At 53.4% G+C, this 18,671-nt stretch carries 15 protein-coding genes; 8 read left to right on the forward strand and 7 right to left on the reverse strand.

The window, feature by feature from the left end:
* Positions 1-14: 14 nt before the first annotated feature.
* From hpf to npr, 4 genes are all read left to right on the forward strand, one after another.
* Positions 15-302, forward strand: a complete 288-nt coding sequence (hpf, locus tag ACLJXE_RS10610; protein ID WP_005121327.1) for a ribosome hibernation promoting factor — start codon at positions 15-17, stop codon at positions 300-302.
* A gap of 83 nt (positions 303-385) precedes the next feature.
* Entirely contained in the window at positions 386-877 is a 492-nt protein-coding gene (ptsN, locus tag ACLJXE_RS10615) for a PTS IIA-like nitrogen regulatory protein PtsN (protein WP_048213427.1), read from the forward strand.
* A gap of 45 nt (positions 878-922) precedes the next feature.
* Positions 923-1,777, forward strand: a complete 855-nt coding sequence (gene rapZ / locus ACLJXE_RS10620; RefSeq protein WP_048213428.1) for an RNase adapter RapZ — start codon at positions 923-925, stop codon at positions 1,775-1,777.
* Positions 1,774-2,046, forward strand: coding sequence for a PTS phosphocarrier protein NPr (gene npr / locus ACLJXE_RS10625; RefSeq protein WP_003828770.1), 273 nt, complete (start codon positions 1,774-1,776; stop codon positions 2,044-2,046). Before rapZ ends, npr begins: the two co-directional genes overlap by 4 nt.
* 102 nt (positions 2,047-2,148) lie before the next feature.
* On the opposite strand, the gene mtgA is transcribed toward npr, so the two are convergent.
* The 4 genes from mtgA to ACLJXE_RS10645 all read right to left on the reverse strand — a co-directional run bounded on the left by mtgA (position 2,149) and on the right by ACLJXE_RS10645 (position 7,108).
* Positions 2,149-2,868 (reverse strand): monofunctional biosynthetic peptidoglycan transglycosylase, encoded by a 720-nt coding sequence (gene mtgA, locus ACLJXE_RS10630; protein ID WP_410750819.1) that lies wholly within the window; start codon positions 2,866-2,868, stop codon positions 2,149-2,151.
* A complete protein-coding gene (elbB, locus tag ACLJXE_RS10635; protein ID WP_410750820.1) occupies positions 2,865-3,518 on the reverse strand; it encodes an isoprenoid biosynthesis glyoxalase ElbB in 654 nt (217 codons plus the stop codon). Before elbB ends, mtgA begins: the two co-directional genes overlap by 4 nt.
* A 229-nt stretch (positions 3,519-3,747) precedes the next feature.
* Positions 3,748-6,084, reverse strand: a complete 2,337-nt coding sequence (arcB, locus tag ACLJXE_RS10640; protein WP_286629376.1) for an aerobic respiration two-component sensor histidine kinase ArcB — start codon at positions 6,082-6,084, stop codon at positions 3,748-3,750.
* A 94-nt stretch (positions 6,085-6,178) separates the two neighbouring features.
* Positions 6,179-7,108: a TIGR01212 family radical SAM protein gene (locus tag ACLJXE_RS10645; protein WP_410750821.1), complete on the reverse strand. Its 930-nt coding sequence runs from the start codon at positions 7,106-7,108 to the stop codon at positions 6,179-6,181.
* Positions 7,109-7,793: 685 nt separating this feature from the next.
* Here ACLJXE_RS10645 and gltB point away from each other — a divergent pair.
* From gltB to ACLJXE_RS10665, 4 genes are all read left to right on the forward strand, one after another.
* Positions 7,794-12,254 (forward strand): glutamate synthase large subunit, encoded by a 4,461-nt coding sequence (gene gltB / locus ACLJXE_RS10650; RefSeq protein WP_410750854.1) that lies wholly within the window; start codon positions 7,794-7,796, stop codon positions 12,252-12,254.
* A gap of 12 nt (positions 12,255-12,266) precedes the next feature.
* Positions 12,267-13,685: a glutamate synthase subunit GltD gene (gene gltD, locus ACLJXE_RS10655; RefSeq protein ID WP_286629374.1), complete on the forward strand. Its 1,419-nt coding sequence runs from the start codon at positions 12,267-12,269 to the stop codon at positions 13,683-13,685.
* A gap of 339 nt (positions 13,686-14,024) precedes the next feature.
* Positions 14,025-15,275 (forward strand): cytosine permease, encoded by a 1,251-nt coding sequence (gene codB, locus ACLJXE_RS10660; RefSeq protein WP_410750822.1) that lies wholly within the window; start codon positions 14,025-14,027, stop codon positions 15,273-15,275.
* Positions 15,265-16,545: a cytosine deaminase gene (locus ACLJXE_RS10665; protein ID WP_410750823.1), complete on the forward strand. Its 1,281-nt coding sequence runs from the start codon at positions 15,265-15,267 to the stop codon at positions 16,543-16,545. The genes codB and ACLJXE_RS10665 overlap by 11 nt, the downstream gene beginning before the upstream one ends.
* Before the next feature lie 67 nt (positions 16,546-16,612).
* Here ACLJXE_RS10665 and nanQ read toward each other — a convergent pair whose 3' ends face one another.
* The 3 genes from nanQ to ACLJXE_RS10680 are packed head-to-tail and all read right to left on the reverse strand — an operon-like array spanning position 16,613 to position 18,638.
* A complete protein-coding gene (gene nanQ, locus ACLJXE_RS10670) occupies positions 16,613-17,080 on the reverse strand; it encodes an N-acetylneuraminate anomerase (protein WP_410750855.1) in 468 nt (155 codons plus the stop codon).
* A gap of 2 nt (positions 17,081-17,082) precedes the next feature.
* Positions 17,083-17,952: an N-acetylmannosamine kinase gene (gene nanK / locus ACLJXE_RS10675; RefSeq protein ID WP_410750856.1), complete on the reverse strand. Its 870-nt coding sequence runs from the start codon at positions 17,950-17,952 to the stop codon at positions 17,083-17,085.
* The gene (locus ACLJXE_RS10680) at positions 17,949-18,638 is read right to left on the reverse strand and encodes an N-acetylmannosamine-6-phosphate 2-epimerase (protein WP_410750824.1); all 690 of its coding nucleotides are present in this window, start codon (positions 18,636-18,638) and stop codon (positions 17,949-17,951) included. Before ACLJXE_RS10680 ends, nanK begins: the two co-directional genes overlap by 4 nt.
* Positions 18,639-18,671: the final 33 nt, after the last annotated feature.

The following is an 18,671-nucleotide window of genomic DNA, read 5'->3' on the forward strand; positions in this document are numbered from 1 at the left end:
ATAAGGAAGACACTATGCAGCTCAACATCACTGGAAACAACGTCGAAATCACTGAGGCCCTGCGCGACTTTGTCACCACAAAGTTCGCCAAGCTTGAACAATATTTCGACCGGATTAATCAGGTCTATATTGTGTTGAAAGTGGAGAAGGTGACACACATCTCGGATGCAACACTGCATGTAAACGGTGGCGAAATTCATGCCAGCGCGGAAGGTCAGGATATGTACGCCGCCATTGACGGTTTAATTGATAAACTGGCTCGGCAGTTAACAAAACATAAAGATAAACTGAAACAGCACTAACTTGTCCGGGCAGTTAGCGGGTGCAGGACGGCCTGTTGTGAAACACAACGGGCCATTTGTACAGTTAGCGCTTAGGTGAAATTATGACAAATAACGATACGACTCTACAACTGAGCAATGTTCTTAACCAGGAATGTACACGCGCGGCCGTTCACTGCCAAAGCAAGAAACGCGCACTGGAAATCATCAGTGAACTGGCGGCAAAACAACTTAGTTTGCCTCCTCAGGTGGTATTTGAAGCCATTCTGACGCGTGAAAAAATGGGCAGTACCGGTATTGGCAATGGTATTGCCATTCCGCATGGAAAGCTGGAAGAGGACACCCTGCGTGCGGTTGGTGTATTTGTTCAACTTGAAACGCCAATCGCGTTCGATGCCATTGATAATCAGCCAGTCGATCTGCTTTTCGCCCTGCTGGTCCCGGCGGACCAAACCAAAACGCATTTGCATACGTTGTCACTGGTCGCAAAACGTCTGGCAGATAAAACCATCTGTCGTCGCCTGCGCGCCGCGCAGAGTGACCAGGAGTTGTATCAAATCATCACTGACACTGAAGGTGGACAGGATGAAGCATAACAACCCAATGGCATCTTTTTCTGTCGTTGTGAGGAGAAACAGTACATGGTACTGATGATCGTCAGCGGTCGTTCAGGGTCAGGTAAGTCTGTCGCCCTGCGCGCTCTGGAAGATATGGGTTTTTACTGCGTGGATAACCTTCCCGTCGTGTTGTTGCCCGAACTGGCTCGAACCCTCGCCGATCGCCAGATATCTGCGGCTGTCAGCATTGATGTGCGCAATATGCCCGAGTCCCCGGAGATTTTTGAGCAGGCAATGAGTAACCTGCCTGAAGGCTTCTCACCGCAACTGCTGTTCCTTGATGCCGACCGTAACACGCTGATTCGCCGCTACAGCGATACACGCCGTTTACACCCACTGTCCAGCAAGAATTTATCCCTGGAAAGCGCTATCGATAAAGAAAGCGATTTACTGGAGCCGTTGCGTTCGCGCGCTGACCTGATCGTAGACACCTCTGAAATGTCTGTGCACGAGCTGGCGGAAATGTTACGTACCCGACTGCTGGGCAAACGTGAACGTGAACTGACGATGGTATTTGAATCCTTTGGCTTTAAACACGGAATCCCTATCGATGCGGATTACGTCTTTGATGTCCGCTTCCTGCCTAACCCGCACTGGGATCCAAAGCTACGTCCGATGACCGGTCTGGACAGGCCCGTCGCAGCCTTTCTGGACAGACACACAGAAGTACACAATTTTATCTACCAGACTCGCAGCTACCTTGAGCTATGGTTACCCATGCTGGAGACCAACAACCGCAGCTACCTCACTGTAGCCATCGGCTGTACCGGCGGGAAACACCGTTCGGTGTATATTGCAGAGCAACTGGCAGACTACTTCCGCTCACGCGGTAAAAACGTGCAGTCACGCCATCGTACGCTGGAAAAACGCAAATCATGACCGTGAAGCAAACTGTTGAAATCACGAATAAGCTGGGCATGCATGCCCGGCCGGCAATGAAACTGTTTGAGCTAATGCAGGGTTTTGAAGCAGAAGTTCTGCTGCGTAATGATGAAGGAACGGAAGCCGAGGCAAACAGCGTTATCGCTCTGTTGATGCTGGATTCCGCCAAAGGACGCCAGATAGAAGTCGAAGCCACGGGTCCGCAAGAAGTTGAGGCCCTGGCAGCCGTGATTGCGCTGTTTAATTCGGGGTTTGATGAGGATTAGTTAAGTGCCTGATGCGCTGCGCTTATCGGGCCTACAAATCAACCGCTGCAGGCATCCGTAGGCCGGATAAGGCGTTTACGCCGCCATCCGGCAATAACCCCGTTAATACAGCTTATTTTCACGCATAAACGACTCACCGCCCAACTGGCGCATTTGGCGCATGATCCACGCCTGACGACTGCGCACATAGCCGGAAGGCGCACTCGCCTTAAAACGTAACGGATTGGGCAGAACCGCCGCCAGCAATGCCGCTTCAGACGGGCTAAGACGGCTGGCGGGTTTATGGAAATAGCGCTGTGATGCAGCCTCTACACCGAATACTCCATCACCAAACTCCGCAATATTCAAATAAACCGTCAGGATTCGTTTCTTACTCCAGACTGTTTCTATCCCCAGCGTTAACCCGGCCTCGAGCCCTTTGCGCACCCAGCTACGCCCATCCCACAAAAAGAGGTTTTTTGCCGTTTGTTGCGATAACGTCGAGGCGCCCCGAATACGGTTTTCATTACGTTCGTTATGCGCCAGCGCTTTCTCTATCGCAGAGACATCAAATCCCCAGTGGTCGGGAAATTTCTGGTCCTCAGCAGCAATGACAGCCAGTCCCATCCACGGTGATATCTCATCCATACTGACCCAATCAGAATGCGCCACATAGCCGAAATCACCCTGTATCCAGGCACCAAGCTGCCGCTCAATCATGACCGCCGAGAAAGGAACGGGCATCACGCTGAAGAGTGCTATACCCCCGCCCCAAAACACGGCGAGGACAATAATTGCCCGCAGAAATAGACGTCGCAGAAAGGCGGTAGCCCCTTTTCTCATTCAGCCAGCACCAGCACACGCGAGACCAGTTTGTCGATCCCACTCGCCACCTGGGCGATATCCTGCGCCAGCATATAAGCAGGTGTGGTGACAACTTTATTATCTTCATCAACCACAATGTCATCGACCGGGCAAGGCACATGTTCAGCGCCCATCTCCTCCAGCACTTCCGCTGTATCGATGTCAGTGCCAATTGTCAGACGCAGCGGGAAGTCAAAAATCTTAGGTAACATAGCAGGAGCAATACACATGAATCCCAGGGGTTTACCGGCCTGATGCAGCGCCTTCGCCAGTGCGGCCAAGTCGCTATCAACCCGACATTCAGTGCCCTGGCTGGCAAAATTGCTCAGATTTTTTGCTGCGCCAAACCCGCCAGGCACGATTAGCGCATCCAGCTCCGCTGCAGCCGCCAGGGCCAGGGGGCGAATATCACCACGCGCAATACGCGCAGCTTCAATCAGGACATTGCGCGTTTCCGGCATCGGCTCGCCCGTCAGATGATTAATGACATCCGCCTGCTGTTTATCTGGCGCAAAGCAGATAGCCTGAGCGCCATTGCGGGCAATAGCCAGCAGCGTGAGTACGGTTTCGTGAATTTCTGCACCGTCATACACGCCACATCCACTGAGCACTACGCCAACTTTTTTCATCGTGATACTCCTTTCGCAACTGACTGAAGCATATTAATAATTCTGATTAGAATGCCACGCTTCACACATTTAACTGATTCATGTAACAAATTATTTAAGATTTGCTATCTTAACTGCGTGCGGCCTGAAAATTAGGGCTGCGCCCTTGTAAACAATGATAATAATTTACGGCGCAGCCACGATTTCCCTGGTGTTGGCGCAGTATTCGCGCACCCCGGTCAAGCCGGGGTCATTTTTTTTCCACGCTCGCAACCCAGGCTCTTAATACCGCTACGTCGTGCTGCCACTCCTGCTTCATCTCTTCAATCCATTCAGCTACGTTATCTTCCCAGGCAGGAAGGTCGGGTGATTGAATTTGCTGACCCAACTGTTGCAGGTGGCGCAGACCGACAGATCCGGCTGCACCTTTAATTTTATGGCCTTCCTCAACCACGCCTTTTTTATCACGGGCAGTCAGATTAGACTCCAGCACGCTCAAATATCCCGGCATCATTTTCTCAAACACCGCCAGACCGTCGGTGATCAACTTCGGCCCAACCAGTTCGAGGTATTGTTCCAACATAGGAATATCTAACAGCGCTTGCGATTTACTGCTTTCTTCAGACGTCACAGTGCTCTCCTCTTCGTTTCGGGTATCCCAGTATTTTTTGATCATGGCGGTTAACGCCGGAACTGACAGCGGCTTACTCAGCACGTCGTCCATTCCTGCATCCAGATATTCTTTTTTATCTTTCAGTACGTTGGCAGTAAGCGCCACCAGCGGCGGCAGGTCCTCGCGCGCATATTTTTGGGTCAGCTCGCGGGAGATATCGAGCCCTGTCATATCCGGTAGCTGAATATCCAGCAGCACCAGGTCATATTCACCCGGTTTGAACATATCCAGCGCGGCTTGCCCGGTCATCGCGACATCCACGCTATTACCCAGTTTTTCCAGCACCGAACGCGCGACAATGACGTTCAGTTCAATGTCTTCCACCAGCAGCACATTCAGGGCTGGTAACGGCATTTCATCGTCTTCGAAAGCATCTTCAATCTCTTCTGCCACGGCAGGAGCATGCACGGTTAGCGTAAAGATGGAGCCTTTTCCGGCCTGGCTGGAAACCGTAATATCACCGCCCATATTTTTCGCCAGACGGCGAGATACCGCGAGACCAATCCCGGTTCCCGTTGCGGGTTTACCACCATGGCTGTCCTTCACCTGATAGTACATGGCGAAGATTTTATCCTGCTCATCCTGCGGAATACCGATCCCGGAATCCTCCACCTCAAAATGCAGTATGTCTCCCTCGTCATAGCGAGCCCGCACCGTCACCTGCCCTTGCTGGGTGAATTTCACGGCATTGCTGATCAGATTCCACAGAATTTGACGCAGACGCGTTCCGTCTGTAATGACCTTATGAGGCAGCGGTAGCGTCGGCTCAAGCACAAAGCGCAGCCCTTTTTGTTGCGCCTGCAAGCCGGAGAGGTTTTCCAGATCCGCCATAAAGCTGGTGAAATCGATTGGCTGGTTATCGAGCTGGACTTTGCGCCGCTCCATCTTATCCATATCGATAATATCGTTGAAAATGTTCCCCAGCGTCACGGCGGAAACATGGATAGTTTTGAGATATTTTTCCTGCTCAGCGGTTAAATCTGTATCTAACAGAATCCGACTTAAACCGACGATACCGTTAAGCGGCGTACGCAGCTCGTGGCTGATCGTAGAGATAAAGGTAGTCTTGTCACGACTGGCGCGCTCAAGGGCGTCCTGATAGCGCTTACGCTCGGTAATATCACGACCAAAGCCCATCAGACCGTGTCGTTTCCCGACGCGGTCGTAGTAGGGCACTTTACGGATCTCAAAGCAGGCTTTGCGCCCGTCCGGATAGTCGAGCCATTGCTCATAGGTCAGCGAAACGTTATGGCGGAATACCTTCTCGTCGGTTTCAATAACTTTTTCAGCCGCCTCTGGCGAATACACATCAGCCGGCTTTAGATTCACCAGTTGCTTTTCGCTCTTACCTGTCAGCAGCTCCATCGCACGGTTACAGCCGGAAAACTCTTTATCTTCATTGCGATAAAAAACCAGGTCCGGTGAAGCATCAAGGAAAGAACGTAAAAATGAAGATTGCTGCTCAAGCTGGATCTGCGCTTCTTCACGCTCTTTGATTTCGACCTTCAGCTGTTCAAACGTCTCCTGCCGCTCAGCTTCCGCCTTTTCACGTTCGACAATCTCCTGATTGAGTTGGGCGATATTATCCTTCAACTGCACGTTGAGCTTGAGATCGCGCTCGCGCATCTCTTCCAGCTTCTGTACCAGTCGGGAAAGGCGTTGCCGGGACTCCTCCAGTTGTTCAACCACCACAGACAGGAAGTAGACAGCCCAGGGGGTAATTAACAGGCCAAAAAAGATAGAACGGATGACATCAATGCTTTCTACCTGGCCATGCAGCACCATAGTGACAGCCATCTGCACCACAATTGCCAACACAACCAAAGCCAGCGCCAACAGCAGCGAAAAGCGCACCAGACCTAACTTCATCATCAGGTCGACATAGTATTGCGCCAGCATACGAATTTGCTTCATAGAGGGTTCCTTCACGACAACTTGGCACAATAATACTCAATTCTCAGCGTGACGTTTAAGATTGTGCAAGAAATGCGTAGTTTCCCTCATCGCGCTACGCGTCTGGCAGGCTCCAGGGGGTCCCCAGAGCGGATCCCTGGACGCCATGTTCATTGAGATACCTGTCCAGTTCGACCATCCCGGTCCAGCGATTTTCACACCACAACGGGGCCAGTAGCGTAGGACGGCGCGCGCTGGCGGAAATGCGGTGATAAATCACCTCGGGTGGCGTATGGCGAATCATCTCACCTGCGGTGACCGTGTACTCATCCAGTCCAATGCCGTACAACCGTCCAGCCTCCCAGGCTTTCGCCATCGTACTGCCCTTCACGATATGCAGCGGATGCAGCTTAATACCGTCAACGCCAGTATCCACCACGCGCTCCAGCGTTTGCAGGCATTCCTCCTGCCCTTCTCCCGGCAGACCGACAATAAGGTGTGAACACACCTTCAGCCCACGCTCCCGTGCCAGTTGGGTGGTACGCTGATAGCAGGCAAAATCATGCCCGCGATTAATGCGATGCAACGTCTTGTCATGGGCAGTTTGCAAACCCAGTTCCAGCCACACTTCGTAGCCCTGCTCCTTGTACTCGCACAGCAGATCGAGCACGGCATCCGGCACACAGTCAGGGCGCGTGCCAACACACAGCCCGACAATGCTGGCCTGACTGACCGCCTGTTGGTACATCGAACGCAGCACCTGTACTTCCGCAAAGGTACTGGTATAAGCCTGAAAATAGGCCAGATAGCGCTTCGCGCGATTCACCAGTTGCGCTTGATGTTCGAGTTGCTCAGCAATGGAATGATGCTGCTGCGCTTCGTCAGCAAAGGAGGCGACATTACAGAAGGTACATCCGCCACGTCCAATGGTGCCATCGCGATTTGGGCAGCTAAACCCGCCGTGTAGCGTGAGTTTATGAACCTTTTGCCCATAACGGCGAGAAAGATCCCCACCAAACATATTGACTAATTTCTGTAACTGCATAATCTGATAGACCGCGCCTTGAAAAGAGGCCAAAGCCTGCCATTTTTAGCCTCAGTCGGCGATGACCTGGATCAATCGCCCTGGCGAGCCTTTATTTATTGAATAACCATTCAAAATAACCGAAATTTCATTCAATCAAAAAGTAATTACTTTTCCTTATATCTCGCTATTTTTTTATCTTCTGATGGCTCTCATGTAAAAACAGTATCTTTAAGACGCCAAAAGTCTACAAGCCAGCATAAAATACCAAACATTGAGATAAACAAAGGGAGGACGGGAGATAACCGGCCTTCCTGACAGTGAGACAGATCACACTTCACCAGCGATCACACTCTGGTTAAATCAATGTAAAAATACCTTTATTTTCAATGCATTCATAAAGTTAATCGCCCTATAGCACATTTTTGCATAAATAAGATTGCCATTTGACCTGTGTGTGGATTCCCGATAACTTGGAAATCCGCTGGAAGCTTTCTGGATGAGCAGTCTGCTCATCATATTTATGCAGTAATTGAGATTCCCTCTGAAGCAAGTCCTCAAACTTGTTTGACCTATGCGAAAAGGATAAAGAGGGCGAATGCGAGGTGAGCGTATGAAACGCAAACCCCGTCGCCATGCTCTTGGTGTGCCCGCGCGCAAACGGTATCGGAGAGGTGTCCCGCAGAGCCTGGGGAGGTTCACTGATATGTTGTACGATAAATCCCTTGAGAAGGATAACTGTGGTTTCGGCCTGATCGCCCACATAGAAGGCGAACCTAGCCACAAGGTAGTGCGTACCGCCATACACGCACTGGCCCGTATGCAGCACCGTGGCGCAATTCTTGCCGATGGCAAAACCGGCGATGGTTGCGGCTTGTTGTTACAAAAACCTGACCGCTTTTTCCGCATTGTTGCGCAAGAGCGCGGCTGGCGTTTAGCTAAAAACTACGCCGTTGGCATGATCTTTTTAAATAAAGACCCTGAACTGGCAGCGGCATCTCGTCGCATTGTTGAAGAAGAATTACAGCAGGAGACTCTGTCGATCGTAGGCTGGCGCGACGTGCCAACCAACGAAGGTGTTCTCGGTGAAATCGCCCTTTCCTCCCTGCCTCGTATCGAGCAAATTTTTGTCAACGCCCCTGCTGGCTGGCGCCCACGCGATATGGAGCGCCGCCTGTTCATCGCACGCCGTCGTATCGAAAAACGCCTCCAGGACGATAAAGACTTCTACGTCTGTAGCTTGTCGAATCTGGTTAATATCTATAAAGGTCTGTGTATGCCGGCAGATTTGCCGCGCTTTTACCTGGACCTCGCGGACCTGCGCCTGGAGTCGGCCATCTGCCTGTTCCACCAACGCTTCTCCACCAACACCGTGCCGCGCTGGCCGCTGGCACAACCGTTCCGCTACCTGGCACACAACGGTGAAATCAACACCATCACCGGTAACCGTCAGTGGGCGCGCGCGCGTACTTACAAATTCCAGACCCCATTGATCCCGGACCTGCACGATGCCGCGCCGTTCGTCAACGAAACCGGTTCCGACTCCAGTTCCATGGATAACATGCTGGAACTGCTGCTGGCGGGGGGCATGGACATTATCCGTGCTATGCGCCTGCTGGTACCGCCAGCCTGGCAGAACAACCCGGACATGGACCCGGAACTGCGCGCGTTCTTTGATTTTAACTCCATGCACATGGAGCCATGGGACGGCCCGGCAGGTATTGTCATGTCAGACGGTCGTTTTGCCGCCTGTAACCTTGATCGTAACGGCCTGCGCCCGGCGCGCTATGTCATCACCAAAGACAAGCTCATCACCTGCGCTTCTGAAGTTGGGATCTGGGATTATCAGCCGGATGAAGTGGTCGAGAAAGGTCGCGTCGGCCCGGGCGAACTGATGGTTATTGATACCCGCAGCGGGCGCATTCTGCATTCCGCCGAAACTGATGACGATCTGAAAAGCCGCCACCCGTATAAAGAGTGGATGGAGAAGAACGTCCGCCGGCTGGTGCCGTTTGAAGATCTGCCAGACGATCAAGTCGGCAGCCGCGAACTGGACGATGATACCCTCGCCAGCTACCAGAAACAGTTTAACTACAGCGCTGAAGAGCTGGACTCTGTCATTCGGGTACTGGGAGAGAACGGCCAGGAAGCCGTTGGATCAATGGGTGATGACACCCCGTTTGCCGTGCTCTCCAGCCAGCCGCGCATTATTTATGACTACTTCCGTCAACAGTTCGCACAGGTCACAAACCCGCCTATCGATCCGTTGCGTGAGGCACACGTCATGTCACTGGCCACCAGCATTGGTCGTGAGATGAACGTCTTTTGCGAGGCAGAAGGCCAGGCACACCGCTTGAGCTTCAAATCGCCGATTCTGCTGTACTCCGATTTCACCCAGCTCACCACCATGAAAGAAGATCACTATCGCGCCGACCGGTTGGATATCACCTTCGACGTGACTGAAACCACGCTGGAAGAAACGGTCAAAGCCCTGTGCGATAAAGCTGAACAGATGGTGCGTAACGGCACGGTACTGCTGGTGCTCTCCGACCGTAACATCGCGAAGAACCGCTTACCGGTTCCTGCCCCCATGGCTGTCGGGGCGGTACAAACCCGTCTGGTAGAACAAAACCTGCGTTGCGATGCCAACATCATCGTCGAAACCGCAAGCGCCCGCGATCCCCACCATTTTGCTGTGCTGCTGGGCTTTGGCGCGACGGCTATTTATCCGTATCTCGCCTATGAAACGCTGGGACGTCTGATCGATACCCAGGCGATCGCCAAAGATTACCGGACCGTGATGCAGAACTACCGTAACGGCATCAATAAAGGTCTGTACAAAATCATGTCCAAAATGGGCATTTCGACCATCGCCTCTTACCGCTGCTCCAAGCTGTTCGAAGCCGTTGGCCTCCACGACGATGTCGTGGCGCTGTGTTTCCAGGGCGTGGTTAGCCGCATCAGTGGCGCAGGTTTTACTGACTTCCAGCAGGTTCTGCTAAACCTCTCCAAACATGCCTGGCTAGCACGCAAACCCATTAGCCAGGGCGGGTTGCTGAAGTACGTTCATGGCGGTGAGTATCACGCCTACAACCCTGACGTTGTGCGCACACTGCAACAGGCGGTACAAAGTGGCGAGTACAGCGACTATCAGGAATATGCCAAGCTGGTGAATGAGCGCCCGGCAGCCACGCTGCGCGATCTGCTGGCGATCACGCCTGGTGATGAAGCCGTAAGCATTGACGAGGTAGAACCCGCAACCGAGCTGTTTAAACGCTTTGATACCGCAGCCATGTCTATCGGCGCATTAAGCCCGGAAGCACACGAAGCGCTGGCTGAAGCAATGAACAGCATCGGCGGTAACTCCAACTCCGGCGAAGGTGGTGAAGATCCGGCGCGCTATGGCACGAATAAAGTGTCACGCATTAAGCAGGTCGCATCTGGTCGCTTCGGTGTGACCCCGGCATACCTGGTCAACGCCGATGTTATCCAGATTAAAGTCGCTCAGGGTGCGAAGCCTGGCGAAGGCGGTCAGTTACCGGGTGATAAAGTCACTCCGTATATCGCCAAACTGCGCTATTCGGTGCCGGGCGTGACGTTGATCTCCCCGCCGCCGCACCACGATATTTACTCTATCGAGGACTTAGCGCAGCTGATTTTCGACCTGAAACAGGTCAACCCGAAAGCCATGATTTCCGTCAAACTGGTTTCCGAACCCGGCGTCGGCACCATTGCCACTGGTGTGGCGAAAGCCTATGCGGATCTGATCACCATCGCGGGTTACGATGGCGGCACCGGCGCAAGCCCGCTGTCATCGGTGAAATACGCGGGTTGTCCGTGGGAGCTGGGCCTGGTGGAAACTCAACAGGCACTGGTCGCTAATGGCCTGCGTCATAAGATCCGTTTACAGGTCGATGGCGGTCTGAAAACCGGTGTCGACATCATCAAAGCGGCAATCCTCGGTGCAGAAAGTTTTGGCTTCGGTACCGGCCCAATGGTCGCGCTCGGTTGTAAATACCTGCGTATTTGCCACCTGAACAACTGCGCAACCGGTGTGGCAACGCAGGACGACAAACTGCGTAAGAATCACTATCACGGCCTGCCGTTTAAAGTGACCAACTACTTTGAATTTATTGCCCGTGAAGTTCGAGAGCTGATGGCACAGCTGGGCGTGAAGCGTCTGGTGGATCTGATTGGCCGCACCGATCTGCTGAAAGAGCTGGAAGGATTTACCGCCAAACAGCAGAAGCTGGAACTGTCTCGCTTGCTGGAAACCGCCGAGCCGCATCCCGGCAAAGCGCTGTTCTGCACCGAGAACAACCCGCCATTTGATAACGGTGTGCTGAATGCGCAATTACTGCAACAGGCAAAACCGTTTGTCGATGAGCGCCAGAGCAAAACCTTCTGGTTTGATATTCGTAATACCGACCGTTCAGTTGGCGCGTCGTTATCAGGTTATATTGCCCAGACTCACGGCGATCAGGGGCTGGCGTCTGACCCGATCAAAGCGCACTTCAGCGGTACCGCAGGCCAGAGCTTCGGCGTATGGAATGCGGGCGGCGTAGAACTGTACCTCACCGGCGATGCCAACGACTATGTCGGTAAAGGCATGGCGGGTGGTTTGCTGGCGGTGCGTCCTCCGGTGGGTTCCGCATTCCGAAGCCATGAAGCGAGCATCATCGGCAACACCTGCCTGTATGGTGCCACCGGTGGCCGTCTGTTCGCCGCGGGTCGTGCGGGCGAGCGCTTTGCGGTACGTAACTCCGGGGCTATCACCGTGGTTGAAGGTATTGGCGATAACGGCTGTGAATATATGACCGGCGGCATCGTCTGTATTCTTGGGAAAACTGGCGTTAACTTCGGTGCAGGTATGACAGGTGGCTTTGCCTACGTACTGGACGAAGATGGCGAATTCCGCAAACGCGTGAACCCTGAACTGGTTGAAGTATTGAACGTGGACTCTTTGGCTATCCACGAAGAGCATCTGCGCGGTTTAATTACCGAACACGTACAGCATACCGGCTCTTCGCACGGCGAAGAGATCCTGGCGAACTGGCCAGCGTTCTCAGCGAAATTCGCGCTGGTAAAACCAAAGTCCAGTGATGTGAAAGCACTGTTGGGTCACCGTAGTCGTAGCGCAGCTGAGCTGCGTGTGCAGGCGCAGTAAGGGGTAGCAGCAATGAGTCAGAACGTATACCAATTTATCGACCTGCAGCGCGTTGATCCGCCAAAGAAACCGCTGAAGATCCGTAAGATCGAGTTTATCGAAATTTACGAGCCATTTTCTGAAGGTCAGGCTAAGGCACAGGCAGATCGCTGCCTGTCCTGCGGTAACCCGTACTGCGAGTGGAAATGCCCGGTACATAACTACATCCCAAACTGGCTGAAGCTGGCTAACGAAGGGCGTATTTTTGAAGCGGCAGAGCTGTCTCACCAGACCAACACGCTGCCGGAAGTTTGCGGCCGTGTCTGTCCGCAGGACAGGCTGTGCGAAGGTTCATGTACGCTGAATGACGAATTCGGCGCAGTAACCATCGGCAATATCGAGCGCTATATCAACGATAAAGCCTTCGAAATGGGCTGGCGCCCGGATATGACCGGCGTTCGTCAGACAGACAAGCGTGTCGCTATTATCGGTGCAGGTCCGGCGGGTCTGGCCTGTGCGGATGTGCTAACCCGTAACGGCGTGAAGGCCGTTGTGTTTGATCGTCACCCGGAAATCGGTGGTCTGCTGACCTTCGGTATCCCGGCTTTCAAGCTGGAAAAAGAGGTGATGACCCGCCGTCGTGAAATTTTCACCGGCATGGGTATTGAGTTCAAACTCAACGTTGAAGTGGGCCGCGACGTGCAGCTCGACGATCTGCTGAAGGATTACGACGCCGTGTTCCTCGGTGTTGGGACCTATCAGTCGATGCGCGGTGGGCTGGAGAACGAAGATGCCGATGGCGTATTCGATGCTCTGCCGTTCCTGATCGCCAATACCAAACAGTTGATGGGCTTTGGCGAAAGCAGCGACGAGCCATACATCAGCATGGAAGGTAAACGCGTTGTCGTACTGGGCGGTGGTGACACCGCGATGGACTGTGTGCGGACCTCCGTTCGTCAGGGGGCGTCACACGTTATCTGTGCCTACCGTCGCGATGAAGAGAATATGCCGGGTTCGAAACGCGAAGTTAAAAACGCGCGTGAAGAAGGCGTCGAATTCCAGTTCAACGTCCAGCCTTTAGGTGTTGAGGTAAATGCTAACGGCAAAGTGTGTGGCGTGAAAATGGCGCGCACTGAGATGGGCGAGCCGGATGCGAAAGGTCGCCGTCGCGCGGAGATCGTCGCCGGTTCCGAGCATATTGTACCGGCTGATGCCGTCGTACTGGCGTTTGGCTTCCGCCCGCACAGCATGGAATGGCTGGCAAAGCACAGCGTTGAGCTTGATTCGCAGGGGCGTATTATTGCGCCGGAACGCAGCGACAACGCCTTCCAGACCAGCAACCCGAAAATCTTTGCCGGTGGCGACATCGTGCGCGGTTCAGATCTGGTTGTGACAGCCATTGCCGAAGGCCGTAAAGCGGCTGACGGGATCCTGAATTACCTGGAAGTGTAATAAGGCCTTCTGGCTCCCCTGCTACAGCTTCACGCTGATGGATGGGGAGCCGATATTTCCCTGCTAAGTAGTTCCTGACCCGTTTTTCGAAAACCGCTCGCAGGTGCAGGTGCAACTCAATGTCATCACCTAAACTTGTTCGGGAATTGACGCACAAGCGTTGAATTACTGGAGGAGGAGAACAGCCCACATCATCATCAGCGAGAAAAGTCAGCAGGCCCCCTCCAACACATCAACGCCATGAATAACAACAAAGAAAAAACAGACGGAAACGTTTGCTTTATTCTGAGAAGTGTATATGATGCGGCGGATTTTTTGGGCAAAATTCAAGGAGGCGTTGTGTCGCAGGACAACAATTATAGCCAGGGCCCCGTCCCTCTGGCAGCGCGGAAAGGCGTGATACCACTGACGTTTGTGATGTTGGGGTTAACATTCTTTTCAGCCAGTATGTGGACCGGAGGCACACTCGGTACCGGTCTTTCCTATAATGATTTTTTCCTGGCAGTTCTCTTCGGTAATCTCCTCCTCGGTATTTACACTGCATTTCTCGGTTATATTGGCGCAAAAACAGGTCTCTCTACCCACCTCCTCGCACGTTACTCATTTGGCATAAAAGGTTCATGGCTTCCCTCAATGCTATTAGGTGGCACACAGGTGGGCTGGTTTGGCGTCGGCGTGGCAATGTTCGCCATCCCGGTGGGTAAAGCAACGGGTATTGACGTCAATGTCCTGATTGCAGTTTCCGGTCTGCTGATGACCATGACCATCTTCTTTGGTATCTCGGCACTCACCATTTTGTCCATCATCGCCGTTCCCGCTATCGTCATTCTTGGCAGTTACTCTGTCTGGCTGGCAGTGAGCGATGTGGGGGGATTGGATCATTTAAAAGCAATTGTGCCGCACACGCCGCTGAATTTTTCCACGGCACTGGCGTTGGTCGTCGGATCGTTTGTCAGCGCAGGTACCTTAACCGCCGACTTCGTCCGCTTCGGGCGAAATGCCAAAGGCGCAGTGTTGATTGCCATGGTGGCTTTTTTCCTTGGCAACTCGTTGATGTTTATCTTCGGTGCCGCTGGAGCCGCCGCGGTAGGACAGGCAGATATCTCAGATGTGATGATCGCGCAGGGGCTGCTGCTGCCCGCCATTGTCGTACTCGGCCTGAATATCTGGACAACCAACGACAACGCGCTGTACGCCTCGGGTCTGGGCTTTGCTAACATTACCGGCCTTTCCAGCCGCACATTGTCCGTGGCCAACGGCATTATTGGAACACTGTGCGCATTGTGGCTTTATAATAACTTTGTCGGCTGGCTGACATTCCTGTCGGCAGCGATCCCTCCTATTGGCGGAGTGATTATTGCCGATTATCTGTTAAACCACCGCCGGTACACCAACTTCAACACAGCACAGTTTATTCCCGTCAACTGGATAGCTATTCTGTCTGTCGCGCTGGGAATCGCCGCCGGACACTACATCCCTGGTATTGTGCCGGTCAACGCCGTACTTGGCGGCGTATTCAGCTATATCCTGCTAAACCCACTTTTCAATCGTAGCCTTGCAAAATCCCCGGAGGTCAGTCATGCAGAATAACACTATCACCCTCACTCAAACCCGTCTGCAGGGGTGTGAAGGATTGTGGCAAATCACGATTGAAAACGGGCGTTTTAGCCGTATTGATCCCCAGGAAACAGCATCTGCGCCACAGGGCGAGGTGCTTGATGCTGAAGGTGGGCTGGCCATTCCCCCTTTCGTTGAACCACACATCCACCTGGACACAACGCAAACTGCAGGGGAGCCCAGTTGGAACCAATCGGGTACGTTGTTTGAAGGTATTGAGCGCTGGGCCGAACGTAAGGCAATGCTCACCCACGAAGACGTGAAGACCCGCGCCATGCAGACCCTCAAGTGGCAGATGGCCAACGGTATCCAGTATGTCCGAACTCACGTAGACGTTTCCGCTCCTACGCTCACGGCACTGAAAGCCATGCTGGAAGTGAAGCAAGAAGTGGCACCGTGGGTGGAGCTGCAGATTGTGGCGTTCCCACAGGAAGGTATTCTTTCTTATCCCAACGGTGAAGCACTATTAGAAGAAGCTGTGCGTTTGGGCGCCGACGTCATTGGCGCAATTCCTCACTTTGAATTCACGCGTGAATATGGCGTTGAGTCGCTGCACAAAACTTTCGCCCTGGCGCAGAAGTATGACCGACTTATCGATGTCCACTGTGACGAGATTGATGATGAGCAATCGCGCTTTGTTGAAACCGTCGCGGCACTGGCGCATCGCGATGGCATGGGGTCGCGCGTGACAGCCAGCCACACCACGGCGATGCATTCCTATAACGGCGCATATGCTTCCCGCCTTTTCCGTCTGTTGAAAATGTCAGGTATTAACTTCGTTGCGAATCCGCTGGTGAATATTCACCTGCAGGGACGATTTGATACCTATCCTAAGCGCCGTGGTATCACCCGCGTCAAAGAGATGCTGGAAGCGGACATCAATGTTTGCTTTGGGCATGATGACGTTTTTGACCCGTGGTACCCGTTGGGAACCGCGAATATGCTGCAAGTTTTGCATATGGGATTACACGTGTGTCAGTTGATGGGGTACGGACAAATCAATGATGGGCTAAATCTCATCACCACCCACAGCGCGAAAACTCTGCACTTACAGGACTACGGTTTGAGTATTGGGAACTCCGCTAACCTGGTGATTTTACCTGCAGAAAATGGGTTTGATGCGGTTCGTCGCCAGACACCTGCACGCTATTCAATCCGCCATGGGCGGGTTATTGCCGAGACGGTGCCAAGCCAGACAACGCTCCATCTGGCGCAGCCAGAAGCGGTAACGTTTAAGCGCTAGATTTTCTTTTCGGACATGGCCGCAGACTCACAGTCTGCGGCAAAAAATTATGGCGACATATTTTCTGTCAGGCAGCGAACAAACTGGCGCGCACCTTCACAACAACTTTTTTGATTTCCGCTGGAGTCCCCGCCACACAGCCCGGTTTATGTGGTTCACCCGGCATAAAAATTGCGAACATACCTGGGATGAGCGTAATGGTCTGTTCATCATGAATCTCACCGCACAGCTGATAATCCTCTGCAATATGCATCTCTTCACACTGCCGGGCAGACCCCGTCATACCAAACAGAATACGTTCTTCACCCGCCAGCAGTACCTGAATATCAACGTATTGCTCATGCAACTCCGCTTTCTTTTGCTCCGGTTGTTGCGTAACAAACTGCATAACGTTCATAAAGATATTCTCGCCTTGCAGCTCATAGCGCCCTGGTGCTTTATCCTGTGGTTTTGCCGCAACAGCCTGCGTTAATGCCTGCTGCAATACCGGATGCAATCCAGCAGAAGGCAGAGACTGTAAATCCCCTGACATCATCATCATTCTCCCTGGGCCAACAGCGCAGCCCCCAGTAGTCCAGCGTCATGACGGTAATGTGCCGCCAGTAATTTCACGTGATAAATCGCGGGTTCCTGTGCCAGCCAGGCTTCTACCTGCGCCAGATAACCTTCAGCCAACCCGACGCTTCCGCCAATAACAACGCACTGGCAGTCGGTTGTCGCCTTCACATCGGCAATCAGACGAGCCAACGTGCATGCCGATCGCTGGATCAATTGACACGCCTGTTCATCCCCCTGTCCGGCCCGGCTAAAAATAGTTTTTGCATCACATCCAGCAAGTGAGCCTTCGGCTGCCGCTGCAATCCCACGACCGGAAGCGATAGCCTCCACGCACCCCACACGTCCACAACCACATTGCGGACCATACGGATCCGCCAGTGTATGACCGACATGCCCCGCCAGCCCCCCGGCTCCGGTTAACAACTTTCCGTTGCTAACCACACCGCCACCAACACCGGTCGATACAGTAATAAACGCCATATCGTGGTATTTCCCGCCAAGTGCATGATATTCAGCCCACGCAGCGGCCTGTGCGTCATTCACCGCCAGCGTCGGTAGGCCGGTGAGAGACTCCAGCGTTTGCACCAGCGGGAAATGCATCAGCCCGCCAAGATTTAATGGATTCAGTGCCAGTAGCGCACCCTCACGGATGATGCCAGTCGAGGCAATCGCCACGCGCTGAGCCTGTGCCTGCAGCGGCTCAATCAGTGCTTTCAGGGCAGCTCGCAGCGCTTGTGGTGTTTTGCTGGCGGGTGTCGGAAGTTCGTGACGGTCACGCATTTGCAGGCGACCATCCACCAGTGCCGCAGCCAGTTTAGTGCCGCCAATATCAATCGCCAGGATGCTCATAGCGCGGCCTTTTTCATCGCCGTGGTGTACCACTGGCAAATGTGTTCCAGTCGGGTAATCGCAGAACCTACTGTCACCGCCCAGGCCCCGTGGCGCATCGCTTCAGCTGCTTGTGCTGGCGTGTTATAGCGTCCTTCGGCAATCACCCGACACCCGGCATGACATAACGCTTTCACCAGCGCCAGATCCGGCTCCTCTGGTGTTTCTGGTGTCGTATAACCCGACAGCGTCGTACCAATAATTTCCGCACCGAGTTGCTGGCAGGCCAGGCCGTCTTCCAGCGATGAACAGTCGGCCATGGCCAGGCAGTGATGTTGATGAATTCGTGCCAACAGTGCGGCGATGGGAACAGGACGCACGCGGTCTGTTCCATCAATCGCAATAATGTCAGCTCCCGCCTGCGCCAACGCATCGACATCATCTAAAAATGCAGTGATGCGTACCGGGGAGTCAGCAAGATCGCGTTTCAGAATACCTATAATTGGCAGCGAAACGGCCGCCCGGGTCGACCGCAGGTTCTCCACGCCTTCAATACGCAGCGCCACCGCGCCAGCCTGCTCGGCTGCCAGCGCCATGGCGGCGACAATTTCAGGTTTATCCAGCGGGCTGTCAGGAACGGGCTGGCAGGAGACAATCAGTCCGCCATCAGCGGCAATTTTTTTATCCAGTAGCTCAAGTAACGACATACATCTTCCCTTTCGGTTCTTGCCCGGCTCAAC

It is taken from the genome of Citrobacter sp. U14242 (assembly GCF_046555775.1).
In the GTDB taxonomy this organism is placed as follows: domain Bacteria; phylum Pseudomonadota; class Gammaproteobacteria; order Enterobacterales; family Enterobacteriaceae; genus Citrobacter.